Below are 23,740 nucleotides of genomic sequence, written 5' to 3'. Positions count from 1 at the left end.
GCACGGCGAGCTCAGTTCACGCAGGGGCGGGTGCCGGGGCGGATCGGTTGATCCCAGGAGTCGACGGCGGTGGTGCCCGACGGTGAGGATCGCTCCGACGGTGACGGCTCGGCCGATCCGCCCTCGACCGATCCGCCCTCGACCGGCGGCGAGGCCGGCGAGGCCGTGCTCGGCTCGGCGCCCGCCGGCGACGGGGCGGCACCGGCTGCCGCCTTCGGCGCGGTTCCGAGCAGCTCGGCGGTGACCCGGTGGATCTCATCGAGATCGACGATGTTCACGGCGGCCCCGTCGATGGTGCCGAACTCGACGATCGGCAGGGTGACGAACTCGATCCCGTTCTGCGCGGCCGCTCGGGCGATGTCGAGGAACCCGAGCACGTCGAAGCCGGTGTCGAGCGCGACGTGCGACTGGGTGACCCCGACGAGCTCCGTCACGGTCTTCGGGTCGGTCAGGGTGCTCTGCTGCTTCAGCTTGTCGGCGAGCGCCACGAGGAACGCCTGCTGGCGCCGCGCTCGGTCGAGGTCGGTCAGCTCCGGTCCGTCGACGCCCGTGTCACGGCGCTGACGGACGAAGCTCATGGCCTGCTGCGCGTCGAGCTCCTGCACGCCCGCCGCGAAATGGGCCCCCGAGTAGCTGTCCTCGGTCGCCCGGTTCAGGCACACCGTGATCGGGGCGACCGCCTGGGATACGGAGTAGAAACCGCCCATCGTCATCTCGACGAAGTGGTCGATGCGCACGTCGCCGAGGAAGTGCGAGACGGTCTCGATCTGCGCCTGGCGGCCCGCCGCTCGGGCCTGCTGGTAGCGCTCGTCCGGTGTGAGGCTCGAGTCGTCCTGCAGCTCGTTCATGCGCTGCTGCATCGCGAGGCCGTACGCCTCCTTGATCTTCGAGTGCGTCACCCCGAGCGGAGCGCCGACGATCTCGGCGTAGTCGTCGCGCGGGATCGAGATGCCGACCGACTTCTTCCGATCCTTGGGGATGTGGACCAGCATGAGCACGTTCGCGTTGTACCCGCCGTCGTCCTCGGTACCCGCATGCAGGGCCTCGTACACCTGCTTGGGCAGCGGCTTCCCCCGCTGGTCGACCCGGGTGTCCATCCCCATGATGAGGATGTTCTGCTCACCGGGCTCGGGCTTCTTCGTCGCGTGCGGCAGCGCGAAGTCCGAGCGCACGATCCCCGCGTCCAGACTGCGCAGCACGAACGCGGCCGCCGCGCCGGCCGCGACGAGGAGCGTCGTCAGCGCGACCGAGATCGTGATGAGCAGACGCTTCCGGCGGCTCATCCGACGCCTGCCCGAAGTCGAGTCGTCGAGCAGCAGCTGGTTCCGGGGTCGTCGAGACATGCGTTCCGTCCGTTCCGTAATTCGTGGCGGTGGGGCGAGTGCCGGGGGCACCGGCTGCGCAGGGTGCGCAGGGTGCGCAGGGTGGCAGCGCCGGGTCGGTCAGCGCGCGAATCGCGCCGCGAGCCGGCTCAGGGCGATGTCGGCGACCAGGATCCGCGCCGTCGGTGCCATCGCGAGCCCCCATACGACCGAGGCGAGGGCGTCGCTCGGGTAGTGCAGGCCGTCGCTCACGACCGCGGCACCGACGAGCAGGGTGAACGCGACGCCTCCGACGATCGCGACCCCCTCCCACCGGCTGTCGCGCAGCAGGAACCAGATCCCGATCGAGAGCGAGACGGCGAACGCCGTGTGCCCGCTCGGGAACGACCCGTCGGTCTGGACCCGGGCCGGGAGGTGCGCGAGCAGCGACAGATCGGGGCGCGGGCGATCCACGAGGGCCTTGATCACCGCGACCGGCAGCCACGTCACCGCGATCGTGCCGCCGAACGCCAGCGCCGGCAGCAGGGAGCGCGAACGCCACCAGACGAGCAGGGCGAGCGCGACGACGAGCACGACGGCGGGGACGGGGCTGAAGAGCCGGTAGATCGCGTCCCCGACGAAGCCCCAGGCTCCGACGTGATCCCGATTGAACGCGGCCACGATCCCGGCGTCGAACGGGTGGGTCCGCAGGACGAAGCCGAGCGCGATCACGGCCGCGGCGGCCACGGCGGTCGTGACGAACGCGACGGCGGGCCGCGGAGCTCGGCGCAGGATTCCGCGCTGCGCGCCGAGGCCCGCTCGGTCTCGCGCCGGCGGTGCGGACCGTGCGGGCCGCACCGGCCGGGTCGTGATCATCCGAGTCATCCGAGTTCCTCCCGCAGGTCGCACGGCGCTCCGGAATCGGTGCACCGCGCAACCCAGCCTCCGCCCGGCCCGCCAAGGAACCTCCAAGGATTCGCCCGAGTCACTGCCGACGCATGACCTGGAAGAGCACCTCCCACTGCTCGGCGCTCAGATCCTTCGGCAGCCGTTCCGGTGCGATCCCGATCCGAGCCACACGTCGCGCGGCCTCGCGCCGGGGCAGTCCCGATGCCGCGGCGGAGATCGCCGCGATGCCGCGCCCGGGACCGGTGAACACGCGATGCACGAACTCGCGGTAGGCGGCGCGATCCCGATCGACGATCAACGGTTGCGCCCGCCGATTCATGACCAGGATCCCGCCGTCGACGCTCGGAGCCGGGCGCAGCGCGGAACGGTGCACTCGACGATCGACTCCGAATTCGAACCAGGGCCACCACTGCGCCGTCATCATGCTCGCGCCTCCGACTCCGGCACGACGGCGGGCGACCTCCCACTGGACGAGCAGCACGCTCCGGCTCCAGCCAGGCGCGTGCAGCAGTTTGCGCAGGATCGCGGTGGTCAGGTGGAACGGCACGTTTCCTGCGATGACGTGCGGGGATCCGGGCAGCCGCCAGTCGAGGAAGTCCGCGTGGACGATTCGAACCCCGGGCAGGGCGTCGCCGAGGGCAGCGACGCTGCGCGGATCGATCTCGACCGCGGTGAGCGGACGATGGAGGCGGTGCAGTTCGCGCGTCAGCGCGCCCCGCCCCGGTCCGATCTCGATGATCGGCCCGGTCGAGTCTGCGACGAGCCGGGTGAACGCGGCGATCGTCGGTCGGTCGGTGAGGTAGTTCTGGCCGTGCTCATGACGGCCGCCACGGTACGTGGGCATGGGAATGCACTCCTGGAGCGGAAGATCTTCCGGGCGCGCGAGAACGGCCGCCCGGTTGGACCGAGGAGCGGCGGAGACGACGTGGAACTGCGTCCGCCGCTACGAGCGGCGGATCCTGGTGATCGCGTGCGCTGAGATTCCCATGCCGGACAGCCTAACCGCACGCGGCTCCCTCTCCGGTAGGGGGCCGCGGCGGGACAGGTGGTACCCGAGTACCATCTTCGGCCGATCAGGGAGGATTTCCGGTCCTCAGCGGGCCCGCGTTCCGTAGTCTTTTCCCCATGGAACGGGTGATGGACGAGGTCGACGCCGAGCAGACGGGTCTGACCTCCGAAGAGGCTGCCCTCAGGTTCGAAGCGGGGCAGGGCAATGTGTCGAGCGACGGCTCCACGCGCTCGCTGTGGCAGATCCTGCTCGCAAACGTGTTCACGCTGTTCAACGCGATCGTGTTCGCCGGCTTCGGGATCCTGTTCGCGCTCGGCCGCTGGCAGGACGCGCTCTTCGCGTTCCCCGCGCTGTTCAACACCGTCATCGGCGTCGTCCAGGAGTTCAACGCCAAGCGCACCCTCGACCGGCTCGCCGTGCTCAACGCTCCGACCGCCCGCGTACGCCGCGACGGCGCCGATGCCGAGATCCCGCTGCAGCAGGTCGTGCTCGGCGACCTGCTCGTGCTGCACACCGGCGACCAGGTCACGGCCGACGCTCGAGTCGTGCAGACCGACGAGCAGGGCCCGAGCGGCCTCGAGGTCGACGAGTCGCTGCTCACGGGCGAGTCCGACGCGATCCGCAAGCGCCGCGACGACGAGGTGCTCTCGGGATCGAGCGTCGTGAGCGGCACCGCGCTCGCAGAGGTCGTGCGGGTCGGGGACGACTCCTACGCGGCGAAACTCACCAACGAGGCCCGCCGCTTCTCGCTCGTGCAGTCGGAGCTGCGCGGCAGCATCAACCGCCTGCTCAAATGGATCGCGTGGGCGCTCGGCCCCATGATCCTCATCGTCGCGTACGGCCAGATCCAGTCGCACGGCGGGTGGGAGCGCGCGCTCGAGACCGGCGAGTGGCGCGAGGCCGTCGTCGGCGCCGTGGCCGCCGTGATCGCGATGGTGCCGCTCGGCCTCGTGCTCGTCACCAGCATCGCCTTCGCCGTGAGCGCGATGCAGCTGTCGCGCCAGAACGTGCTGATCCAGGAGCTCCCCGCGGTCGAAGGCCTCGCCCGCGTCGACGTGCTGTGCCTCGACAAGACGGGCACCCTCACCACCGGCAAGATGGGCTTCGGCGAGACGATCGAACTGCGCGAGGTCGCCGGCTGGCGCGGGATCCTGGGCCGCATCGGGTCCGCGCCCGACGCGAACCTCACCGCCCAGTGCCTCGCCGAGCCTTTCGGCGGCGAGCAGGCGCCCCCGGTCACGGGCGAGATCCCCTTCGACTCGGCGCGCAAGTGGAGCGCCGTGCTCACCGGCGGTCCGGCCGCCGAGGGCGGCGGCACCTGGGTGTTCGGCGCCCCCGAGTTCGTGCTCGCCGAGGCACGCGGCGACGCGGAGATCGAGCGCGTGCTGCAGCAGGCGGGCGAACTCGCCGAGGCCGGCAAGCGCACGCTCGTGCTCGCGCACAGCGCCGTGATCGACGGCCCGGCCGAGCACCCGGAGCTGCCCGCGGGCCTCGCTCCGGTCGCGCTCGTCACGTTCCACGAGCGCGTGCGCGAGGACGCGGCGCAGACCCTCGCCTACTTCCGCGAGCAGGGCGTCGAGGTCCGAGTCATCTCGGGCGACGATCCGCGCACCGTCGCCGCCGTCGCACGCGAGGTCGGCTTCGACGCGGCGCACGGCTACGACGCGCGCACGCTGCCCGAGGATCAGGACGCGCTCGCTGAGGTGCTCGAGACCGAGCGCGTGTTCGGCCGGGTCACCCCCCAGCAGAAGCGCGCCATGGTGCACGCGCTGCAGAGCCGCGGGCACGTCGTCGCGATGACCGGCGACGGCGTGAACGACGCCCTCGCGATCAAGGACTCCGACCTCGGCATCGCGATGGACTCCGCCGCGCAAGCCACGAAGGCCGTCGCCCGCCTCGTGCTGCTCGACGGCCGCTTCGACCGCATGCCGGGCGTCGTCGCCGAGGGCCGCCGCGTGATCGCCAACATCGAGCGCGTCTCGATGCTGTTCCTCACGAAGACGACCTACGCCTTCGCGATCGGCATCATCTTCGGCCTGCTCGCCTGGGCGTTCCCGTTCCTGCCGCGCCAGCTGTCGATCACCGACGGTCTCACCATCGGCATCCCCGCGTTCTTCCTCGCGCTCATGCCGAACGCGTCGCGCTACCGGTCCGGCTTCCTGCGCCGATCGCTGACGTTCGCGATCCCCGCGGGCCTCGTGGTGACCGCCGGGCTCATCGCGCTGCGCATCGTCGGCCACGACATGGGTGCGACGGTGGTGCAGATGCAGTCCGCGTCGACGCTCGTGCTCGCCGGCATCGCGCTGTGGGTGCTGGCCGTGCTGGCCCGCCCGGTCACCGCATTCCGCGCGGCCGTCGTGGTCGCCATGTACGCCGGCCTCGCGCTGATCTGGTGCATCCCGATCGTCGCGACGTTCTTCCGGGTCGAGTTCCTGCCCGCGCCGCTCGCGATCGCCGTGCTCGTCGTCTCGCTCGTCGGCATGGTCGTCATCGAGGCGCTGCGCTTCTGGCACCGTCGCCGGGTGGAGTGAGTCTGCGTCCGCCGGGCAGAGTCGGTCGACTGCCGAGGCGGTGACCCCGGGGCGGGGATCTCTGGATCCCCGCCCCGCGTCGCCGTTCCCGCCGCCTACGACCTCCGTCGGCGCAGCAGCAGCACCCCGCCGAGCAGGGCGATGAGCGCCGCGGCTCCGGCGGTGCCGAGCAGGGTGCCGAGCGGTGCGCCCGTCACTGCGATTCCGTTCGCGCCGCCGCTGCCGCCCGGCTTCGGGGCCGGGAGCTCGAAGGTGTTGGTCGCGATGAGCGCGAGCGTCTGCGACGCATCGGAGCGCGCGATCACGGCCGCGTTCGCATAGTCGCCGTGGCTGACGGTCGAGGCGCTGGCCCCGCCGCGGTCGGTCTCGCGGATGAAGCAGTGCGCGCCGAGCGGCAGCTGCACCGGGTCGCCGTTCGCGTCGGCCACGGCCAGGGTCTGGCCGCCACGGATCCGCAGGCTCGCCTCGTGCAGCGTGACGAGCGTGCCATCGCGTTCCACCTGGCAGGTGGCGAGGATCGTGAACTGCGCGTTCCGCGCGCTCGGCAGCTCGGCGCCGGGCCCGTCGAGGCGTTTCTCGACGGTCGCGGTGCCGACCGAGAACACGTTGAGGAATCCGGCGGTCGCCACCGACTCCTCACCCTCCTGCTCGTCGGGGATCGTGATGCTCACCGGCGCCGGCGTCTCGTCGGCGCCGCCCGTGCCGTTCTCGGTGATCGCGCACTCGGCTCCGACGGGCAACCCGCGCACCGCTTCCGACCGGAGCGGATCTCCCGAGCCGTCGCCGCGCAGCGTCAGCGTGCCGTCGGCGATCCGCTCGCCACCGAAGGTGCAGACGTAGCCGAAGTCGAACGGCCCGTCGGAGAACGTCGGGGAACCGGGTCCCGCGACCTCCTTGAGCACGTCGAAGCCGCCCGTGCGGAACTCGTTGACGACCGTCACCGCGGCCACGGGATCGTCCGCGTCGTCGCCGATCGTGACGCGGCCGTCCGCCGGTTCCGTCGTGTGCTCGGTCGCGACGCCCGCATCCGTCTCGGTGACGGTGCACTCCGCGCCCGTGGGCAGGTGCTCGACCGTCGCGACGGGTGCCGCCCGCGACACCTGCGCCTCGCCGTCGTAGACGGTCTCGGGCAGGGCCCCGGCGAGGGTGCACACGACCCGCACCGTGAACGGCCCGTCACCCCAGCGCTCCGCGCCGGCTCCGGTGAGCTCCTTCGTGATGCTGAGCGTGCCCGTGGTGAAGCGGTTCACGAACTCGACCGCGACCTGCGGCGTCGCGCCCGGGACGACCCGGAAGCGGGCGATCTCGCCGGCCTCGGTGCGCGGCTCGGCCGAGTCGCCCGTGACCGTCGTGCTCGTTCCCACCGCGGTGCCCGTATCCGTCTCGGTCACGCGGCAGTTCGCGTCGGTCGGGATCCCCGTGATCGTCCGGGTCTCACCCGCCCGCAGCTCGAAGCCGCGCTGCGCCTGGGGCAGGACCTCTTGGCCGAGGTAATCGCAGCTCGCCGCGAACGCGAAGCGCTGCGCGGTGCCGATCGGCGTGCCGTTCTGATCGACCGCGCCGCCCGTATCCGCGACCTTGCGCACGGTGAAGCCGCCGGTCGTGTAGGTGTTCGTCACGGTGACGGCCGAGCGCTCGGTATCGCCCCGGTAGGGGTTCCACACCGCGGCGTTCTGCGACAGATCCCGGTCGACGATGACGCCGCCCGCCGGATCCACCGACACGGTCGCCCCGGCCGGTGCCGGGTCCTCGGTGATGCCGCACTTCGCGAAGAGGGGCAGGTTCACGGGGCCGGTCGCGGCATTGACGAGCACCGGCGTGCCGTCTCCCGGCACCGTCGTCCGGCTCGCGTCGCCTCCGTCCGCGGCGAGGAGCGATACGGGCGCGATGCCCGAGACGCAGTCGGCGCGCAGTGAGAAGTTGCTCGGCAGCTCGACCCCGGCGGGGAACCCGCCGCGCTCGACCGTCTTGCGCAGCTGGAGCTGCCCCGTGACGGTCGCGATGCCGACGCGCTGCGGCTCGAGCACCAGCTCGGGGCGCTCGGGCTGCGTCGCCGTCGCGACGGAGCGGGAGGCCCCCGCGAAGGAGTTGTAGGCGACCGGCAGGCCGTCGGCGACTGCGCTCTCGACCGGCAGCACCCACGGGGTACGCGTATCGAACTCGAGCTGCAGCGTCTCGCCCGGTCGCAGGCCCGGCTTCGTCGCACGCGTCGGATCGTCGAACCGGAGCACGACGAGCAGCGAGCGGATGCTCGACAGCTGCGCCTCGTCCATGCCGACGGCGAGCGGCTGCCAGTCGAAACCGCAGGCCGGGTCGACGGCCGCGCCCTCGGTGAAGTGCTCGATCGCGTTCTGGTTGCAGGTCTGGCTCTGCACGGAGGTCGAGCCGAACAGCTCGAAGTGCCCGTCGGCGGCGTCCGCGAGCTCGCTCAGGTTGCTGCCCGCGGTCCCCGCGAGGGTGACGTGGAACTGGGACCCGCGTCCGCTCGACACGATCACGCCCTGGTCGTCCACATCGGGCAGCGTGTCGACCGCCGCAATGACCCGCGCGTTCGCGTTGCCCGTGTTCTGGAAGTCGAGTCGCCAGGTCGCGAGCCCGCCGGGGCGGGTGATCGGTGCGCAGGGGTACGAGGTGAAGCCGCGGTCGGTGAGGCCCGGCGTCGACGGATCGCACTCGGTGCCGTCGCCCAGCACGTTGAGCACGCCGAGGTCGTCGGCGCCGGTCGCGGGGTCGCCCGCCCCGTCGCCCTTGACCCACTTCTTCAGCGCGACGGAGGCGCTGGCGCGCGCGCCGGTCGCGGTATCGGCCGCGCAGGTCGCGACCTCGTGGGTGTCGGGGTTCGGCTGCAGGTCGGTGGTGGTCGACGCGCAGGTGTCGAACAGGCGGTCCGAGGTCGCCGAGACCCGGTTGTCGATCGTCACATCGGGCGAGACACCGGCGCGGAACTTCAGCGGGGTCTTGACGGTCAGGGTCCATCCCGCCTTGAACACGAAGCCGGGGTCGGCGTTGACGATGTCGAGGATCCCCGTGCTCGCGTCGAGACTGGCCGAGAATCCGGCTGCGCCGGACGGGGCGCCGGGGCCGCTGATCGCGAAATCGTACGCGGCCGGGGTCGGCTCGACCAGCGGCGAGCGCCCGTCGATCAGCCCGATCCGGTCGCTCACGCGGAAGCCGGTCATGTCCCACTGGCCGGTGTTCGCGACGGTGATCACGTAGGGGATGGTGGCGCTCGGGCTGACCAGCGGGTTGGTGCCGCGGGTCTTGGTCACCCTGATCGCGTTCGTCAGGTGCGTGACCGTGGTCTTCGCGGTGTCCGTCTTCTGGTCGGTGAACCGCTGGTCCGCACCGAACTGCGCAGTGCCGTCGGCGATGACGGTGTCGCTGATGACTCCGCGCTCGGCCTCGCCCGGGTTCGGGTCGAGGCCCGGTCGCGTGGTCGAGACGCGTCGCATCGGCTCGCTGCGCAGGTATTCGAGCCGCTCGGTCTGCAGCTCGTAGTTCAGAGTCGGGTTGAAGGGGCGCTCCCACTGCGCGGGTGCGCCGTTCTCGAGGTCCCGCGCCGAGAAGCGCACGCCGACCACATCGCCCGCCGGGACGCCGGCCGGCAGGTCGAGCTGGGCCGTGCTGCCCGGCTGCACGTCGACCCAGTCGCCCGTCTTCCAGCAGTCCGACGACGCGTCGACGGGTGCCCCGTCGCAGACGGCGACGAGCACGCCGCCCTGCAATTCGAAGTCGGCCCCGGTCAGCACGTCCATGCGCAGCTGGTTGACCGGGCGCGGCACCCGGATGCTGACGCCCGTGTACTCCATGGTGTTCCAGAAGGTCGGCGTCGCATCGGTCAGGGTGAGCAGCGTGGTGCGCGCGCTGCCGAGCGGCTGCCCGGTGAGCGTGGTGCGGTAGGCGGTCGAGCCGTTCTCGGGAATCGTCCCGGGCGCGATCGTCTTCTTCGTGCGGATCGCGTAGTCGGCCTCGACCACGCGGAACTCGTCGTCGGCGGTCGCTTCACCGGTGCTGCACCCGTCGGCGGGACACGCGATCCTGCCGGGGCTGTCGATCGCGGCATGCGCCTCGTTGAGGATCGACTCCCCCGCGGGGGTGATCGAGGCCGCTCCGCCGGATCGCTTCTCGGCGCGCAGCTGCCAGGTGAGGTCGAGCACGCCCGTTGCGGCCGGTTCGATCACCGGGCTGCCGTCGGGCTTCGCGAACACGACCTCGATGCCGGTGATGTCGGCGAGGTCGTTCGGAGCGAGGGCCTGCGCCGCGGCGACGGTGATCGGCGCGTCCGCGGTCGCGCCGCGGGTGAGCACGATGCGTGCATCGGCCGCCGCGAGCCCGGCGGGCGCGGTGACGCCGTCGATGGAGAACAGGTTCAGCGTGTCGAACACCGTCGGCTGCGCCTGCGCGGGCGCAGGATCGCTGATCCGCATCGACGTGATGCGGACGGCCGAGTCGTTGCTCGCGGTGAGCTTCGCCGAGATCAGCGGATAGTCGGCCGGATCGGTGCCGGGCTGCGGCAGGCCGAGCTGGCTCTGGTCGAACTCCTTCTGCAGCGACACGTTGAGCGGGCTGTCGATGATCGTGATCCGGTCGCCGTCGGTGCTCGTGCGATCGATGCCGGTCGCGGTGTTCACCCCGTGGGCGGCGACGGAGTTGTGCACGAGACCGGGCTCTCCCGTGTTGTAGCCGGAGTCGTGGAACGTGCCCAGCGCGTACGCGCTCGGGTCGCTGCGCAGCGTGTCCCGGATCCGGAACACGAGGTCCAGGGGTCGGCGATCGTAGGATGCGCCGACCCCGGCTTCCGCGACGCGTTCGGAGTATGTGATGCGGATACCGAGGGTGTCGCGCTGCTCGGCGGGCAAGAGGGAATAGCCACCGAACCTTCCCTCGCATCCGTTGGCGCACGCCGCGGAAGTGATGTCGACCCAGTCGCCCGCGCTCGCCGAGTAGCGGAGGACGGACGTGATCCGGTCGTTCTCGATCAGGGGATCGGAGGCCGGGGTCACGGGTGCGATGCGGACGAGGTCGAAGGCGTCGTAGACGGACGTCGCGATGTTCGAGAGCTCGCCGGCCGCGGCCGGGTCGGTGATGGTCATGTCGGTGAGCTTGAGGCCCTGCGTGCTCCAGCCGATGCGCGCGGTGCGCTCCTCGCCGGACAGCGCGGGCACCGTGCCGTCGAGCCAGTGCTTGTCGACGAGATCGGGGCCGGTGCCGTCGAGCGGGTGCACGCCGAGCGGCGCCTCGGCCGTATCGGTCGCGTCGGGTTCGACGGCGTCGTCGTTGTGCACGGACGACTGCACGGTGTTGGTGAAGGTCTCGCGCCCGCTGTGCGCGGCGGTCACCTCGACGTCGAGGTTCACGAGCGCGGTGAAGCCGGGCGGCAGCGTGCTCTCGCAGGTCGGCCGGTATGCGAAGCGGATCCCGCCGGCGTCCGCTCGCACGCTCGCGGGGATGTCGACGCTCCACTTGGCCTGCGCGCCCTGCACGTCGGTCGCGCCGGCGAGCGGCTTCCAGGCCCCGTCGGCCCGCGACCAGATGCTGACGCTGAGCGCCACGCAGTTGGGGATGTCGGTGTCGTGGATCCGCACGGGCGCGAAGGCGTTCCAGAAGTCGCCGTCGGTCGCGGGATCCACCGGGTCGGTGAGGACGAGCTCGGTCGACCCGACCGTGGAGTCGTCGCTCACCTTGCCTGAGAGGGCGACGTTCGCGCGGGTGCCCGGCACCCCGTAGATGTCTGCGGGCGTGATCCGCTTCGACGCCTCGGTGTCGACGACGAGCGGCTTGACGGTGAACGGGGCCTCGGTCGCGGCCGAGCCGATCTGGCCGAGCTCGTTCTCGACCTGCGTGTCGACGAAGTTGGTGCTGTGCAGTTCCGCGGTGGTCCGCACCGGCAGCGCCGTGACGCGCAGGGGCAGCGCCGCGTACGCCTCCGGCTGGATCCCGTCGCCATCGGCTTCGAACACCACGGTGAAGCCGTCGACGGTGCAGCCGCTCTGCGCGGCGGGCAGCGAATCGACGCGGGTGGTGCGCTCGCTGGTCTCGGCGCAGTCGGTGTAGCGGTAGGTGATGGTCGCGCTGCTCGCCGCGACCGGCCAGGCGAGGGCCTCACCGAAACCGGTGAACTCGAGGCCCTGGGCGACGAGGCCGGGCTTGCCCGCCGACGGCTCGGTGACGGTGAGGCGCTGCACGTTCTGCGCGCCGTTCGTCGCGGTGATCGTGGCGACGGTGGACTGGCCCGCGATCAGGGTGCTGTCGTCGAAGGTCTTGGTGATCGTCGCGTCGGGGCCGCTCGCCGAGATGGTGGTCTTCGCGTCCGCGGTGACGGGCTCGCTCGCCTCGCCGTTCTTGCCGACGGTCGCCTGCGCCGCGTTGACGGCCTCGATCGATCCTCCTTCGGGGATCCCGGCGACGGCGTCGGTCGTCCGCGTGCGCAGCTTCACCTCGCCGGTCGCGCCGGGAGCGAAAGACCCGGTGAAGGTGACACGCACGCCGCCGGCGCTCCCGATCGGGTTCGGCGGCGCATTGGTCCAGGTGCCGGTCACCCAGTATTCGACCTCGTGCCCGGTGGCTCCCGCCGGATCGGTGACGTCGACGCCCGCGAGTTCGAGGTTCGGTGCGAAGGCGAACGGCGGCGCGGCGGGATCCTGCATCACGATCGTGTCGACCGTCTGGTTCGAGTCGTTGCCCGGAGCGATCGTCCACTCGACCGAACGGCCCGGCACCGCTGGAACCGTCGTCGGTGAGACCCGCTTCGAGAGGGACGCGGCCAGCGTGGTGTCGACCCGCAGGGTGACATCGGCTGAGGACTGGACCTCGGCGGCGTTGCCGGCGTCCGCGTGCGCGGTGTTCGTGATCTTGGCGCCGTTGAACTCACCGCTGGTATCGGCGGGGACCTGTACGTTGACCGTCACGGTCATGGTGCCGCCGGCGAGTAGGCCGGTGTTGCCGTCGGCGTCCTGCTGCTGTGGCGTGACGGTGAACCCGGTGGTGCCGTCGAGCACCACGTCCGCGGTGCCGCCCGGAGCGACCGATGCGGTCACGGGGTCGGGGTTCGCGGGGTTCAGCACGAGGGGTTCGGGCAGCGCGTCGGTGAGCGCGGCGTCGAGGCAGCCCAGATCGAGGGTGGACGAGCAGCCCACCACGATCTCGTACTCGAAGGTGTCGCCCGGCTCGAACACCGTCTGCTCCCCCACGAGCGACTTCTTGAGCTGCAGCACCGCGTTGTCGGCGGCGGACGCTGCCGTCGCGCCGAGCGGTACCAGTGCCGTGAGCACTACGCTGAGCGCCGCCACGGACGCGAGCCATCGTTTGCCGAGCATGTTTCCCCCAAAGAACTGCCGCCTGTTCAAGGGATCTTTCAGCAAGAACTCAGCTTTCGAATCGCGATGTCACCCCTGCTGTCACCCGCGGCTTCGACGACCCCTCGGGGCCCCTAGCGTTTTCAGTATTCGGCCGACCCTCGGCCGGCAAGGGGGGATCAGACAGATGTCGCACACCACTGGAGCACCGGCGAACGCGCCGGGAGCGAAGTCCGAGTCGAAGGGCCTCTCGGCCAAGAGCATCGTGGCGATCGTGCTGCTCGTGATCGCCCTGCTGTTCGTCTTTTCGAATCTGGGGAGCGCGAGCGTGTTCTTCCTCGGGCTCGCACTCACGATGCCGGCCTGGATCTGGTTCCTGGTCGTGCTCCTCATCGGCGTCGCCGTCGGGTCGCTGTTCCCGTGGCTGCGTCCCCGGACGTCGGGCACGGGCGGCAAGAAGCGCTAGCGGAGCCGGGGCGTCCCCGAGGCGCTCGAGGCGGGCGGGGTGCATGGTGATGCGCGATCCGAGCGGGGTGGCGGGCATCGATACGACTTCGGCGTCGGCTCGCACCTCGACGGGGTCACCGGTACGGCCTTCCCGCACTCGGGCGGTCTTCTGCCAGCCGTTCTCACCCATGAGAATACGGACGAGCGCGGACCAGACGGCGGCGAAGGCGATGCTGTTCATGAGCGGGAAGCAGTGCGCGTGCAGGAAGGCGGTCCGGAACCGGATCTCCTCGTCGCGTCTCCAGTAGACGAACGCGGAGACGACGACGGGACCGAAAGCAAGCGCGTACCAGATCACGAACCCGATGAGCAGCGTCGCGGAGCCGGTGACGAACGAGAAGAACGAGGGGCCCTCGACAATGAGACCGAAGAGGCCCCAGTGGAAGAGGATCGACCACGGGAGGACCGTGACCCACGGGGTGAGGATGTAGGCGGAGAGTTCGAGCGCGCGCACCTGCGACAGCCGGGCGTCGCCCCAGATCTCGGGCAGGCGCTTCGCCAGCATCAGGTGTCCTTGGAACCAGCGGCGGCGCTGCGTGAAGAGCGCGCTGATCTGCGCGACGCCCTGCTGCTCGACGGCGGCGTTGGGGGTGGTCGCGAGCTTCCAACTCTTCATCGCGAGGGTGACGGAGAGGTCGAGATCCTCGGTGAGGGATTCGCTCCAGGGCGTCTCGCCGGCCTCGTTCAGGGCGGATAGGCGCGAGAACTGGCCGTTGCCGCCGAGCGATACGGTCGAGGACTGGTGACGCCCGAACTGGGTGACGGAGGTCAGGGACCAGAAGTGGAAGTCCTGGAAGCGGGTGAGGAAGCGCTCGCGGTTGCGGATGCGCACGGCGAGCTGGACCGCGCCGACTTCGGGGTCATCGAACAGGGGCAGCACGGCGGCCATCGCACCGTCCGAGAGGCGGCCGTCGGCGTCCATGACGGTGACGAGCACCCGGCCGACATCCTGCCCCCGTTCGGCGACGAGCTGCCGCACGAGGCTGAGCGCATCGTTGAGGGCCTCGCCTTTGCCCCGTCGGGCGTTGGGCGGCTGGCGCTCGAGCACGATCACGCCGTCGCCGCCGCGCGCGTAGGCGGTGACGACGGTCGAGTCGTCGGAGGCGTCGTCGATCACGATCGTGGTCGAGTACCGGGAGCCCGCGAGCGCCGCGACCGTGGCGCCGATGACCGCATCCTCGTTGAGGCACGGGATCAGGAAATAGGTGTGGAACGTACCCGGCTCGCCCGCGAAAGGGTTCTCGTACTTCGCACCTCGCAGGGTCGAGAGCGCGGCCCCCTGCTTCTTCATGGTTCGGAGCCCGGCGAAGAACAGGGTCCAGAGGTAGAGGAACGAGATGCAGATGACGACGAGCGCCGTGGCGGCGAAGGCCGCGATCACGCCCGGCGCTCCGAGCGTCGGATGCAGAGCGCGAAGAACACGGCGAGGGATCCGGCGACGCCGAGCATCATCATCGTGGAGCCGATCGGTCCATGCGCCCAGTTGAAGGCCTCGCGCCCGCCCTCGGCGAACATGACCCCGTTGACCAGCAGTCGCACCTGGTTGAGCAGGATGAGGCCGGAGCTGGTGACGGCGAGTGCCGTGAGCAGACGGACGCGGCGCACCCGGGGCGCCCGGATCAGGATCGCGGAGAGCAGGCACCCCGCTCCCAGGTACACGGCGATCGCGCACTGCGGGATGAGCCGGAGCGAGATCCAGGTGCCGTTCGCGTGGAAGGTGACTGCGGGGATCCCGTTGTTGACCGATGAGACCGCGGTTTCGGCCAAGCCCGTGCTGTTCATGATCCAGGCCTGGATCTCGGTCTCGATGCAGCGCAGTTCGCCCTCGAAGACGAAGCAGAGGACGCCCACGGCGACGAGCAGGAACGCGATGAGCGCCCGGCCGAGACGGTCGAAGGGCGAACCGGCACCACGCGTCTTCGAGTCGCGGGGCTGCGAGGCGGTCTTGGATTCGGGGGCCGCGCCCCGCTCTCGGCGGGCACGGCGGCTCAGCGGCTGGACGCGGGTGGTGGTGATGCCGCTCATCGCGCGCCCCTGTTCGTACCGCGGATCACGCGGCCCGCGCACGACGGCGGTTGAGCCAGCCCAGGCGCGTGAGGACTGCGCCGCCGAGCAGGAGCGCGATCCCGATGAGAATGAGGCCGAGCTGTTCGCCGCCCGTGATGGCGAGGACGCCAGCGGCGACACCGATGCCGGTGGGAGGTGCTGCGGTGTACAGGTCCGACCCCTTCCGTGAGCTGATGCGATAGCTCACGGTAACAGGTAACGCGGATCGGATTCGACGAGTCGCTCCCGCTGTGGATAACTCCGCCCGCCGACCGGGATGAGGGCACACCAAGAGCCCCGCCCCTGGGCCCGACTCGCTGCACCGGGGTGGTCCGAAGGAACGGGGCGCTACTCCAGGTCGCCGACGGTCGCCGCGGCGAACTCGCGCAGCAGCGTCACCGCGCGGTCCGTTTCGCCCGCAAGTACCGCTTCGTGCACGTCCACCGCGTACCCGTTCAGACGATCCAGATCGACGCTCGTGCCCGGAATGCTGAGCACGCGCGACACCAACGGTCCGCTCTGATCGATGTAGTGGAGCAGCATCTCGTTGCCGGCCGCCCGCGCGAGCACCCGCATGTAGGCCCCGAGCCCCGAGATGTACACGGACGGGCGCCCTCCCTCGGCCACCGACGTCGTCACCACATCGATGAGACGCTGCAGCTCCGCGCGATGCTCATCGGTCAGGCCCGGCACGCCCTCGCTGATCGCGATGCGGAAGAACACGAACTGCGTGACGAGCGACTGCAGCACGTCGTCGCGATCCACCGGTGCGACCCTGGTGAACTGGTTCGGGACCATCTCGACGAGGCCCTGGTCGCTGAGGCGCGCCAGTGCGTCCCGGATCGACGCGCGCGACGATCCCAGCCACTCGACGATCTCGTCCTCGCGGAGGCGCTCCCCCGGCTCGAGCACACCGTCGGCGATGGCGTCGCGGATCGCGATGTACACCTGGTCCCGCAGGAACGTGCGGTTGGCGGTCTGCGGCATGATCACTTGTCCCTTTCGGCTTCGAGCGCGACGTCGAACGCCTCCGCCACGCGCGCGAAGTGCGCGTCGATCGCGCGCTCCAGCTCGGCGGCGTCGCGGGCCCCGGCCGCCGCGAGCACCGCATCGACCTCGGGCCGATACAGCGGCGCGACGCCCTGAACCGCGGCGGCCTGTGTGAGGTGCGCGGCGATCTGCGTGTGGAAGTCGTGCAGCAGTCGGTTGCCGGTGCGCACCAGCAGCACGTCGTAGAAGGCGTCGAATGCGGCGACGCTCGCCGGCCCCGGCTGAGCCTGACGCATGCCCTCCGCCCGTTCTCGGAGCCGAGCCAGATCGTCGTCATCGAGGTCGGCCGCCACCATGAACGCGGTCGATTCGGTGATCCCGCGATACAGCGCGAGCGCATCGCGCGTCCGCTCCGGCGTGACCTCGCGCACGCGTGTGCCGACCTGCGGCCGCACGACCACGAGGCCTTCGCCCGCCAGACGACGCAGCGCAGCGCGCACCGAAGCGCGCGTGCCTCCGTACTGCTCGGCCACCCAGATATCGGTGAGCGAAGCGCCCGGCGCGAGTTCACCCGAGAGGATCGCGTCGCGGATCGTCTCGGTGATCGCGTCCTTCAGCAGCACCCGGGCTGGAATGATCGGCGATGCGGTCTGTGGGATCGGCATGTCGTCCTCCTCGACTGCCACCCTAACAACTCAGCGGTCACCTGGAAGATGCAAGATACAAGATCCCGAAGCGTCCATGCACCGGGGAAATTCGCCTCATGGTGCCCGAGAATCACCGAGCCGCATCGCGATCCGCGCGATCCGCGCCCCCGCAAGCCCGTCGCCGTACGGCGACGGCGTCTCACGCAGGTGCGCCCAGCTCTGCCCCAGCGCCGAGCGGATCGCCGCCAGCAGGTCCTCGCTCGGCCGCACCAGCCGAGCGAATCCCGCGGCGATCGACTCGGGCCGCTCGGTCGAGCGCCGCACCACGAGCAGCGGCTTCTGCAGCACCGTAGCCTCTTCTTGCACGCCGCCGGAGTCGGAGACCAGCAGGTCGGCCTGCTGGGCGAGCGCCAGGAAGTCGGCGTGCCCGAGCCCCGTGCGCACGTCGAGCAAGTGCATCATCTCGGTGAGCCCGAAGCGCTCGGCGGCGGCCACCGTGCGCGGGTGCGCCGCGAGAATCGCGTTCGCCCGGCTCTCGATCAGCGCCGCGAGCACGCGCTCGAGCGCTGCAGGATCGTCGGTGTTCTCGGGGCGGTGGATCGTCGCGAGGATCCTGGAACCCGGCTCCCTGGCGAAGCGCTCGGTGGACTCGGCGCGCGCGACCGCCTCCGCGGTCGCCTCCACCACGGTGTTGCCCGTCAGCGCGATGCGTTCGGCCGGATGGTTCTCGTCGAGCAGATTCGCGACCGCCTGCTCGGTCGCTGCGCAGTGCACGTCGGCGATGGCCCCGACCACCAGCCGATTGATCTCTTCGGGCATGCCGCGGTCGTAGGAGCGGAGCCCCGCCTCGACGTGCACCACGGGGATTCCGAGGTAGTTGGCCGCCTGCGCACCCGCCGAGGTCGAGTTGGTGTCGCCCTGCACCACGACGGCCGCAGCGGGATGCGCCTCGAAGTGCGCCGCGAGTTCGGCGATGCCCGCCGAGATCTGCCCGGCCCGCCCGGCTCCCGACATGCCGGTCAGTCGCACGTCGGGGGCCCCGAGGCTGAGATCGTCGAAGAAGCGTCTCGCCATGTCGTCGTCCCAGTGCTGCCCGGTGTGGATCACCCGGGCCCGATCGCCGAGCGCGCGGATGACGCTGGTGAGCTTGATGATCTCCGGCCTGGTGCCGAGCACCACCGTGATGTCGGTCGACATGAAGGCCACGATCGATCCCCTCGATTGTTTTCCAATAGGTTACCTGCTTCATCGAATCCGATCAATCTATCGGCGCTCGCGATCGAACCGCGGTGCCTCCCCCGCCCGAATGGCCCTACAGTTGACACGTGACCGGTTTCACCGATGATGCCCGCTCGCGGCCCGACGCCGCCCCGCTGCCGCGCACCCACCTGCTCGACCGACTGGATTCGACCGAGATCGCCGTGCTGACCGCACCGCGCGGGGCCGGCAAGACGGCCCTGCTCGACCGATGGCTGCAGCGGCACCACGCGCTCGGCGAGCGCACCGCATGGATCGACGCCGGCGCATGGATCGAGTCCATCGGCCGGCCTGTGCCGGCCGGCACCGGCGAGTCCGCTGCGGCGAGCGCGAGCGCTCCCGGAACCGACGACGCCGAGATCCCCCTGCTCCTCACCGGCGTCGACGCGCTCGTCATCGACGGTTTCGACGGGGACGTCGCGGGCGCGGGCCCGCGACTCGCCGCGACCATCGAGGCCGCCGGCCCCTCGGCGCGCATCGCCGTCGGATCGCGCACCGGTCTCGGCCGCGCAGCGGGGGCCCACCACCGGCTCTCGGCGGCGGCGACATTGCGCCTGCCCGAACTGCGCTTCACCCCGGACGAGCTCGGCGCGATCCTCGCCGACGCCCACCCGGACGCCGGCACCGAGACGACGACCCTCGTGGACGAGCTGACCGGTGGCCTGCCCGGACTCGTCGCCGCGATCCTCGACGAGCTCCGCCATGCCGTCGCGCAGCGCCGCCCGGTGCCGGGCAGACTGCAGCTGACCCGCACGCTGCGCGAACTCGTCGACGCCGAGCTCGACGCGGATCCCGGCGCGTGCCCCGGCTCGACGCACGGCTCGGATCCCGGCGCGGCCGGCCCGCGCGCGAGCCTGCAGCGACTCGCGCTGCTGCCCGCCTTCGGCGCCCGCGACGAGGCCGCACTCGGTCTGCCCGACGGCTGGACCGTGCAACACCTCGCACGCGCGGGCTGGCTCGAGACCCTCCCGGGGACCGGCAGCGCCCGAAGCCGGGTCCCCGCGGGTCTCCGATCCGCGCTGCCGCCCCTCGACGACGCGACCGCGCTCCCGCTGCTCGCCGCCTTCGCTCAGGACCGGATCGACGAGGATCGTCTCGACGAGGCCTGGGACATCGCGTTCCCTCGCGCCGGCGCGCAGCTCGCGTGGCGTATCGGCGTCACCGCGGCCGCACGGCTCAACACGCAGGTGCTCGACCGGATCGCGCGCGAGTGCCTCGGTCAGCCGCCGGCCTGGTTCGAGCCCTGCCCGTACCTCGGCTGGTTCGCCGCCGTCTTCACCCGCGGGGAGGGCCCCGGGATCACCGAACGGATCCGGCTCATCGCCGCCATGGAGCCGACGCAACTCGCCATGCCCGCTCCCCCGGCCGACCGGATCCTCTTCTTCGCGATCCTCACCGTCGCGTTCCGGATCCAGGGCAACCTCGAACGCGCGACCGACTGCGCCGACCGGGTGCTCGCGATCTGGCAGGACCTGTCGCGCACCCTCGCGCCGCGGGATCAGGGCGTCGGCGCCTGGGGCCTCAACACTGCCGGGATGACCTACCTCGCCGCGAACCGCCTCGCCGAGGCCTCGGCATGCATGCGCACCTCCTGGGAGATCGCCGTCGCCGCCGGGAACCCGCCCATCAACGCGGTCTTCGGCGGCAATCTCGTTCTGGTCCAGGCCATCCGCGGCGACCTGGCCACCGCCGAAGGCACTCTGCAGGCCCTGCGCCGCGCGGACCCGGAGCGCTCACCACGGTTCATGACCGCGTCCGCCCCGCTCGTCGCCGGGATGCTCGCCCTCGAACGCGGTGATCTCGACACCGCGCGCGCATCGATCACGACCGCGCGCACCCTCATCGGCGACGCGGAGCTGTGGCCCGTCTACGAGAGCATCGCCGCACTCGTCGACACCGCCGCCGGGATCCCCGCTGCCGCGGCCAGGCTCGAACGCGCGCTGCGCAGCCGCACCGAACAGGGCGACCGCGTCGTGGTCCCCCGCTACGTGCGCACCGCGCTCGCCCTCATGCGGCTCGTCGATCCGACCGCGATGGGCCCTGAGGCCCCGAACGGCGATGCCGGGGGCGCACCGCCTCCGGGGATCGCGGACCCGCTCGAGTCGGTGATCCCGGCGCTGCAGCACTTGCTCCGCTCCGACCCCGGCGGAGCCCTGCGGCTCTCGCGCGAGACCGGCGCGTTCGACGGCTCCCGCGAGATCCCGCGCACCGAGGCCTGGCGCACCCTCATCGCCGCTGCCGCTGCGCTCGACAGCGGCGCTGCGACGAAGGAGGTCGCCCTGTACCTCGGGCAGGCGGCCCTGGTCGCCGAGAGCAGCCGGCTGTCGCTGCAGGTGCGCTTCATCCCCGAACGGCTGCGCACCGAGCTGGCCGGGATCGCCCGCGAGCTGCAGTTCCCCGCGTTCGCCGATCTGCTCGCCGACGTCGATTCGGCCCCCTCGCTCGTCTCGGAGCTGCCGCGGATCCAACGGCCATCGCAGCGCGAACGCGAAGTGCTGCAGGCGCTCGCGACGCAGCAGAGCGTGCAGGCCATCGCCGACGAGCTCGGCATCTCGGTCAACACCGCGAAGACCCAGATCCAGCGGCTCTACCGCAAGCTGGGTGCCCACACCCGCGCCGAGGCGGTGCGCGCGGCCGTCCGGCACGGCCTCATCGAGGCGGGCGAGGGGTAGGGCGGTGCGCCCCGTGCCGCCACCCGGCGATGCCTGAGAGAGCGGTGGGGTCCGTCGGAGCGACTCCGACGGACCCCTCCGCTTTCGGGCTGTGAAGCGTCAGCGCACGTCCTCGTCGACCCAGCCGGTCGACTTGGTGACGGCCTTGCGCCAGTTGCGGAGCTGACGGTCGCGCTCCGCGTCCTCCATGGCGGGCTCCCAGCGGCGATCCTCCTGCCAATTCGAGGCGAGATCGTCGAGGCCGCTCCAGAACCCGACCGCGAGACCCGCGGCGTACGCGGCACCGAGCGCCGTGGTCTCGGCGACGACGGGACGCACGACCGAGACGCCGAGCACGTCGGCCTGGAACTGCATGAGCGCGTTGTTCGCGACCATGCCTCCGTCGACCTTCAGCTCGGTGAGGTCCACACCGGCGTCGGCGTTCACCGCGTCGAGCACGTCGCGGGTCTGGAACGCAACGGCTTCGAGCGCCGCACGGGCGATGTGCCCCTTGTTGGAGTACCGGGTCAGTCCGACGATCGCGCCGCGGGCGTCCGGACGCCAGTACGGCGCGAACAGGCCCGAGAAGGCCGGCACGATGTAGACGCCGCCGTTGTCGGGCACGCTGTCGGCGAGCTCCTCCACCTCGGGCGCGGCCGAGATGATCCCGAGCTGATCGCGCAGCCACTGGATCAGCGAGCCGGTGACCGCAATGGATCCCTCGAGCGCGTAGTGCGTGGGGCCGTCGCCCAGCTTGTAGCCGACCGTGGTGAGCAGGCCGTTCTGGGAGTGCACGATCTCTTCACCCGTGTTGAAGATGAGGAAGCAGCCCGTGCCGTAGGTGTTCTTCGACTCGCCCGCGTCGAACGCCGCCTGGCCGAAGGTCGCGGCCTGCTGATCGCCGAGGATGCCCGAGATCGGGGTGCCGCGCAGCAGCGAGGAGTCCTCGGCTTCGCCGTACACCTCGGAGGAGGACTTGATCTGCGGCAGCATCGAGCGGGGAACGCCGAAGGCCTCGAGGATGTCGTCGCGCCACTCGAGCGTCTTCAGATCCATGAAGAGGGTGCGGGACGCGTTGGTGACGTCGGTGACGTGCACGCCGCCCTCGGGTCCGCCGGTCAGGTTCCACAGCACCCAGCAGTCGGTGGTGCCGAAGAGCAGGTCGCCGGCCTCGGCCGCCTCGCGCGCGCCCTCGACGTTCTCGAGGATCCACGCGATCTTGGTGCCCGAGAAATAGGTCGCCAGCGGCAGGCCGACGAGCTCCTTGAAGCGTTCGATGCCGCCGTCGGCCGCGAGGCGGTCGACGATGGCCTGCGTACGGGTGTCCTGCCACACGATCGCGTTGTAGACGGGCTGGCCGGTCTTGCGGTTCCAGACCACCGCGGTCTCGCGCTGGTTCGTGATGCCGATCGAGGCGATGTCGTGCCGGGTGAGGTCGGCGCGCCCGAGCGCGATGCCGATCACCTCCTGCACGTTGCGCCAGATCTCCAGCGGATCGTGCTCGACCCAGCCGGCCTGGGGCATGATCTGCTCGTGCTCCTTCTGCCCGACGGAGATGATGGATCCCGTCTTGTCGAAGATGATCGCCCGGCTCGAGGTCGTGCCCTGGTCGATCGCGATGATGTACTGAGACATGTGGTGCTTCCTTTCGTGAAAGCGGCGTTGCTCCGGTGAGGAAATAGCTGGTTCGGGTGCTGCTGCCGTGAGCGCGCCGATCAGGCGGCGAGCCCCAGGAGGACGGGGGAAGCGAACGCCGCGATCGCTCCGCCGACGAGCGGGCCGAGCACGGGAACCCAAGCGTAGCCCCAGTCGCTGGAGCCCTTCCCCTTGATCGGGAGGATCGCGTGCGCGATGCGGGGACCGAGGTCGCGGGCGGGGTTGATGGCGTAGCCCGTGGGGCCGCCGAGCGATGCGCCGATGCCGACGACGACGAGCGCGACCGGCAGCGCGGTGAGCGGCCCGAGGCCTCCGGGCACGCCGACCTTGATGTCGCCCTGGTCGGCGAACGCGAACACCGCGAAGACCAGCACGAACGTGCCGATGACCTCGGTCATGAAGTTCCAGCCGTACGAGCGGATCGCCGGGCCGGTCGAGAAGACGCCGAGCTTGTTGGCTGCCTCGGGCTCCTCGTCGAAGTGCTGGCGGTAGGCGACCCAGCACAGGATCGCGCCGATGATCGCGCCGACCATCTCGGCGCCGGCCGCGACGAAGAACTGCGCCGCGGAGATCTTGCCCGCGATCAGCAGGCCGACACCCACGGCCGGGTTGAGGATCGCGCCGGAGTAGGCGGAGGCGAGCACGCCGATGAACACGGCGAGGCCCCAGCCCCAGTTCACCATCAGGGTGCCGCCGCCGTTGCCCTTCGTCTTCGCGAGCACGACGTTCGCCACGACGCCGCATCCGAGGAGGACGAGGAGCCCCGTGCCGACGAGTTCGGAGAGGAAGTAGAGACCGAGATTGACTTCTTGCATGTCGTCATTGACCTTTCGGGTGTTCTCGCGCTGCACGCCGGGCGGATCGCCCGCGCATCGGAGAAGTTTCGGAGTGCCGGTGCTCAGGACCGGCGGGTGGAGGAGCGGACGCGCCGCTCGGTTCGG

At 70.9% G+C, this 23,740-nt stretch carries 14 protein-coding genes; 2 read left to right on the top strand and 12 right to left on the bottom strand.

What is annotated here, in order from left to right; genetic code table 11:
• Nucleotides 1-11: 11 nt before the first annotated feature.
• The 3 genes from BMH31_RS07230 to erm form a co-directional block, all read right to left on the bottom strand.
• The gene (locus tag BMH31_RS07230; RefSeq protein ID WP_241898179.1) at nucleotides 12-1,343 is read right to left on the bottom strand and encodes an LCP family protein; all 1,332 of its coding nucleotides are present in this window, start codon (nucleotides 1,341-1,343) and stop codon (nucleotides 12-14) included.
• A gap of 99 nt (nucleotides 1,344-1,442) precedes the next feature.
• Nucleotides 1,443-2,186 carry a phosphatase PAP2 family protein gene (locus tag BMH31_RS07225; protein ID WP_143469805.1) on the bottom strand — a complete coding sequence of 248 codons (744 nt, stop codon included), beginning with the start codon at nucleotides 2,184-2,186 and terminating at the stop codon, nucleotides 1,443-1,445.
• A gap of 100 nt (nucleotides 2,187-2,286) precedes the next feature.
• Nucleotides 2,287-3,054: a 23S ribosomal RNA methyltransferase Erm gene (erm, locus tag BMH31_RS07220; RefSeq protein ID WP_099724592.1), complete on the bottom strand. Its 768-nt coding sequence runs from the start codon at nucleotides 3,052-3,054 to the stop codon at nucleotides 2,287-2,289.
• A gap of 281 nt (nucleotides 3,055-3,335) precedes the next feature.
• Here erm and BMH31_RS07215 point away from each other — a divergent pair, with 281 nt between their 5' ends.
• A complete protein-coding gene (locus BMH31_RS07215; protein ID WP_099724591.1) occupies nucleotides 3,336-5,750 on the top strand; it encodes an HAD-IC family P-type ATPase in 2,415 nt (804 codons plus the stop codon).
• A gap of 95 nt (nucleotides 5,751-5,845) precedes the next feature.
• On the opposite strand, the gene BMH31_RS07210 is transcribed toward BMH31_RS07215, so the two are convergent.
• The 7 genes from BMH31_RS07210 to wecB all read right to left on the bottom strand — a co-directional run bounded on the left by BMH31_RS07210 (nucleotide 5,846) and on the right by wecB (nucleotide 18,432).
• Nucleotides 5,846-13,066, bottom strand: coding sequence for a DUF5979 domain-containing protein (locus tag BMH31_RS07210; protein ID WP_099770560.1), 7,221 nt, complete (start codon nucleotides 13,064-13,066; stop codon nucleotides 5,846-5,848).
• Nucleotides 13,067-13,115: 49 nt separating this feature from the next.
• Nucleotides 13,116-14,933, bottom strand: a complete 1,818-nt coding sequence (locus BMH31_RS07205) for a glycosyltransferase family 2 protein (RefSeq protein WP_241898178.1) — start codon at nucleotides 14,931-14,933, stop codon at nucleotides 13,116-13,118.
• Entirely contained in the window at nucleotides 14,930-15,577 is a 648-nt protein-coding gene (xrtR, locus tag BMH31_RS07200; protein WP_099724589.1) for an exosortase R, read from the bottom strand. Before xrtR ends, BMH31_RS07205 begins: the two co-directional genes overlap by 4 nt.
• 25 nt (nucleotides 15,578-15,602) lie before the next feature.
• A complete protein-coding gene (locus tag BMH31_RS07195; protein WP_099724588.1) occupies nucleotides 15,603-15,806 on the bottom strand; it encodes a hypothetical protein in 204 nt (67 codons plus the stop codon).
• A 140-nt stretch (nucleotides 15,807-15,946) separates the two neighbouring features.
• The gene (locus tag BMH31_RS07190; protein ID WP_143469804.1) at nucleotides 15,947-16,585 is read right to left on the bottom strand and encodes a GntR family transcriptional regulator; all 639 of its coding nucleotides are present in this window, start codon (nucleotides 16,583-16,585) and stop codon (nucleotides 15,947-15,949) included.
• Nucleotides 16,586-16,587: 2 nt separating this feature from the next.
• On the bottom strand, nucleotides 16,588-17,253 hold the full coding sequence (locus BMH31_RS07185) for a GntR family transcriptional regulator (protein WP_099724586.1): 666 nt from the start codon (nucleotides 17,251-17,253) through the stop codon (nucleotides 16,588-16,590).
• Between the two features lie 96 nt (nucleotides 17,254-17,349).
• The gene (gene wecB / locus BMH31_RS07180) at nucleotides 17,350-18,432 is read right to left on the bottom strand and encodes a UDP-N-acetylglucosamine 2-epimerase (non-hydrolyzing) (RefSeq protein WP_099724585.1); all 1,083 of its coding nucleotides are present in this window, start codon (nucleotides 18,430-18,432) and stop codon (nucleotides 17,350-17,352) included.
• Between the two features lie 128 nt (nucleotides 18,433-18,560).
• Here wecB and BMH31_RS07175 point away from each other — a divergent pair, with 128 nt between their 5' ends.
• Nucleotides 18,561-21,164, top strand: a complete 2,604-nt coding sequence (locus BMH31_RS07175; protein WP_099724584.1) for a LuxR C-terminal-related transcriptional regulator — start codon at nucleotides 18,561-18,563, stop codon at nucleotides 21,162-21,164.
• Nucleotides 21,165-21,263: 99 nt separating this feature from the next.
• On the opposite strand, the gene glpK is transcribed toward BMH31_RS07175, so the two are convergent.
• Nucleotides 21,264-22,778 carry a glycerol kinase GlpK gene (gene glpK, locus BMH31_RS07170; RefSeq protein WP_099724583.1) on the bottom strand — a complete coding sequence of 505 codons (1,515 nt, stop codon included), beginning with the start codon at nucleotides 22,776-22,778 and terminating at the stop codon, nucleotides 21,264-21,266.
• Nucleotides 22,779-22,858: 80 nt separating this feature from the next.
• On the bottom strand, nucleotides 22,859-23,614 hold the full coding sequence (locus BMH31_RS07165; RefSeq protein WP_099724746.1) for an MIP/aquaporin family protein: 756 nt from the start codon (nucleotides 23,612-23,614) through the stop codon (nucleotides 22,859-22,861).
• Nucleotides 23,615-23,740 lie beyond the last annotated feature (126 nt).

The organism is Leucobacter sp. OLIS6 (genome assembly GCF_002752355.1).
Classification (GTDB): domain Bacteria; phylum Actinomycetota; class Actinomycetes; order Actinomycetales; family Microbacteriaceae; genus Leucobacter.
The sequence above is the reverse complement of the archived record's forward strand: the minus strand, read 5'-3'. Positions and strand labels throughout refer to the sequence as shown.

Bases quoted from the DNA above. Each gene is read 5' to 3' on its own strand.
- BMH31_RS07230 (WP_241898179.1), bottom strand. From the start codon at position 1,343: ATGTCTCGACGACCCCGGAACCAGCTGCTGCTCGACGACTCGACTTCG.
- BMH31_RS07225 (WP_143469805.1), bottom strand. From the start codon at position 2,186: ATGACTCGGATGATCACGACCCGGCCGGTGCGGCCCGCACGGTCCGCA.
- erm (WP_099724592.1), bottom strand. From the start codon at position 3,054: ATGCCCACGTACCGTGGCGGCCGTCATGAGCACGGCCAGAACTACCTC.
- BMH31_RS07215 (WP_099724591.1), top strand. From the start codon at position 3,336: ATGGAACGGGTGATGGACGAGGTCGACGCCGAGCAGACGGGTCTGACC.
- BMH31_RS07210 (WP_099770560.1), bottom strand. From the start codon at position 13,066: ATGCTCGGCAAACGATGGCTCGCGTCCGTGGCGGCGCTCAGCGTAGTG.
- xrtR (WP_099724589.1), bottom strand. From the start codon at position 15,577: ATGAGCGGCATCACCACCACCCGCGTCCAGCCGCTGAGCCGCCGTGCC.
- BMH31_RS07190 (WP_143469804.1), bottom strand. From the start codon at position 16,585: ATGCCGCAGACCGCCAACCGCACGTTCCTGCGGGACCAGGTGTACATC.
- BMH31_RS07185 (WP_099724586.1), bottom strand. From the start codon at position 17,253: ATGCCGATCCCACAGACCGCATCGCCGATCATTCCAGCCCGGGTGCTG.
- wecB (WP_099724585.1), bottom strand. From the start codon at position 18,432: ATGTCGACCGACATCACGGTGGTGCTCGGCACCAGGCCGGAGATCATC.
- glpK (WP_099724583.1), bottom strand. From the start codon at position 22,778: ATGTCTCAGTACATCATCGCGATCGACCAGGGCACGACCTCGAGCCGG.
- BMH31_RS07165 (WP_099724746.1), bottom strand. From the start codon at position 23,614: ATGCAAGAAGTCAATCTCGGTCTCTACTTCCTCTCCGAACTCGTCGGC.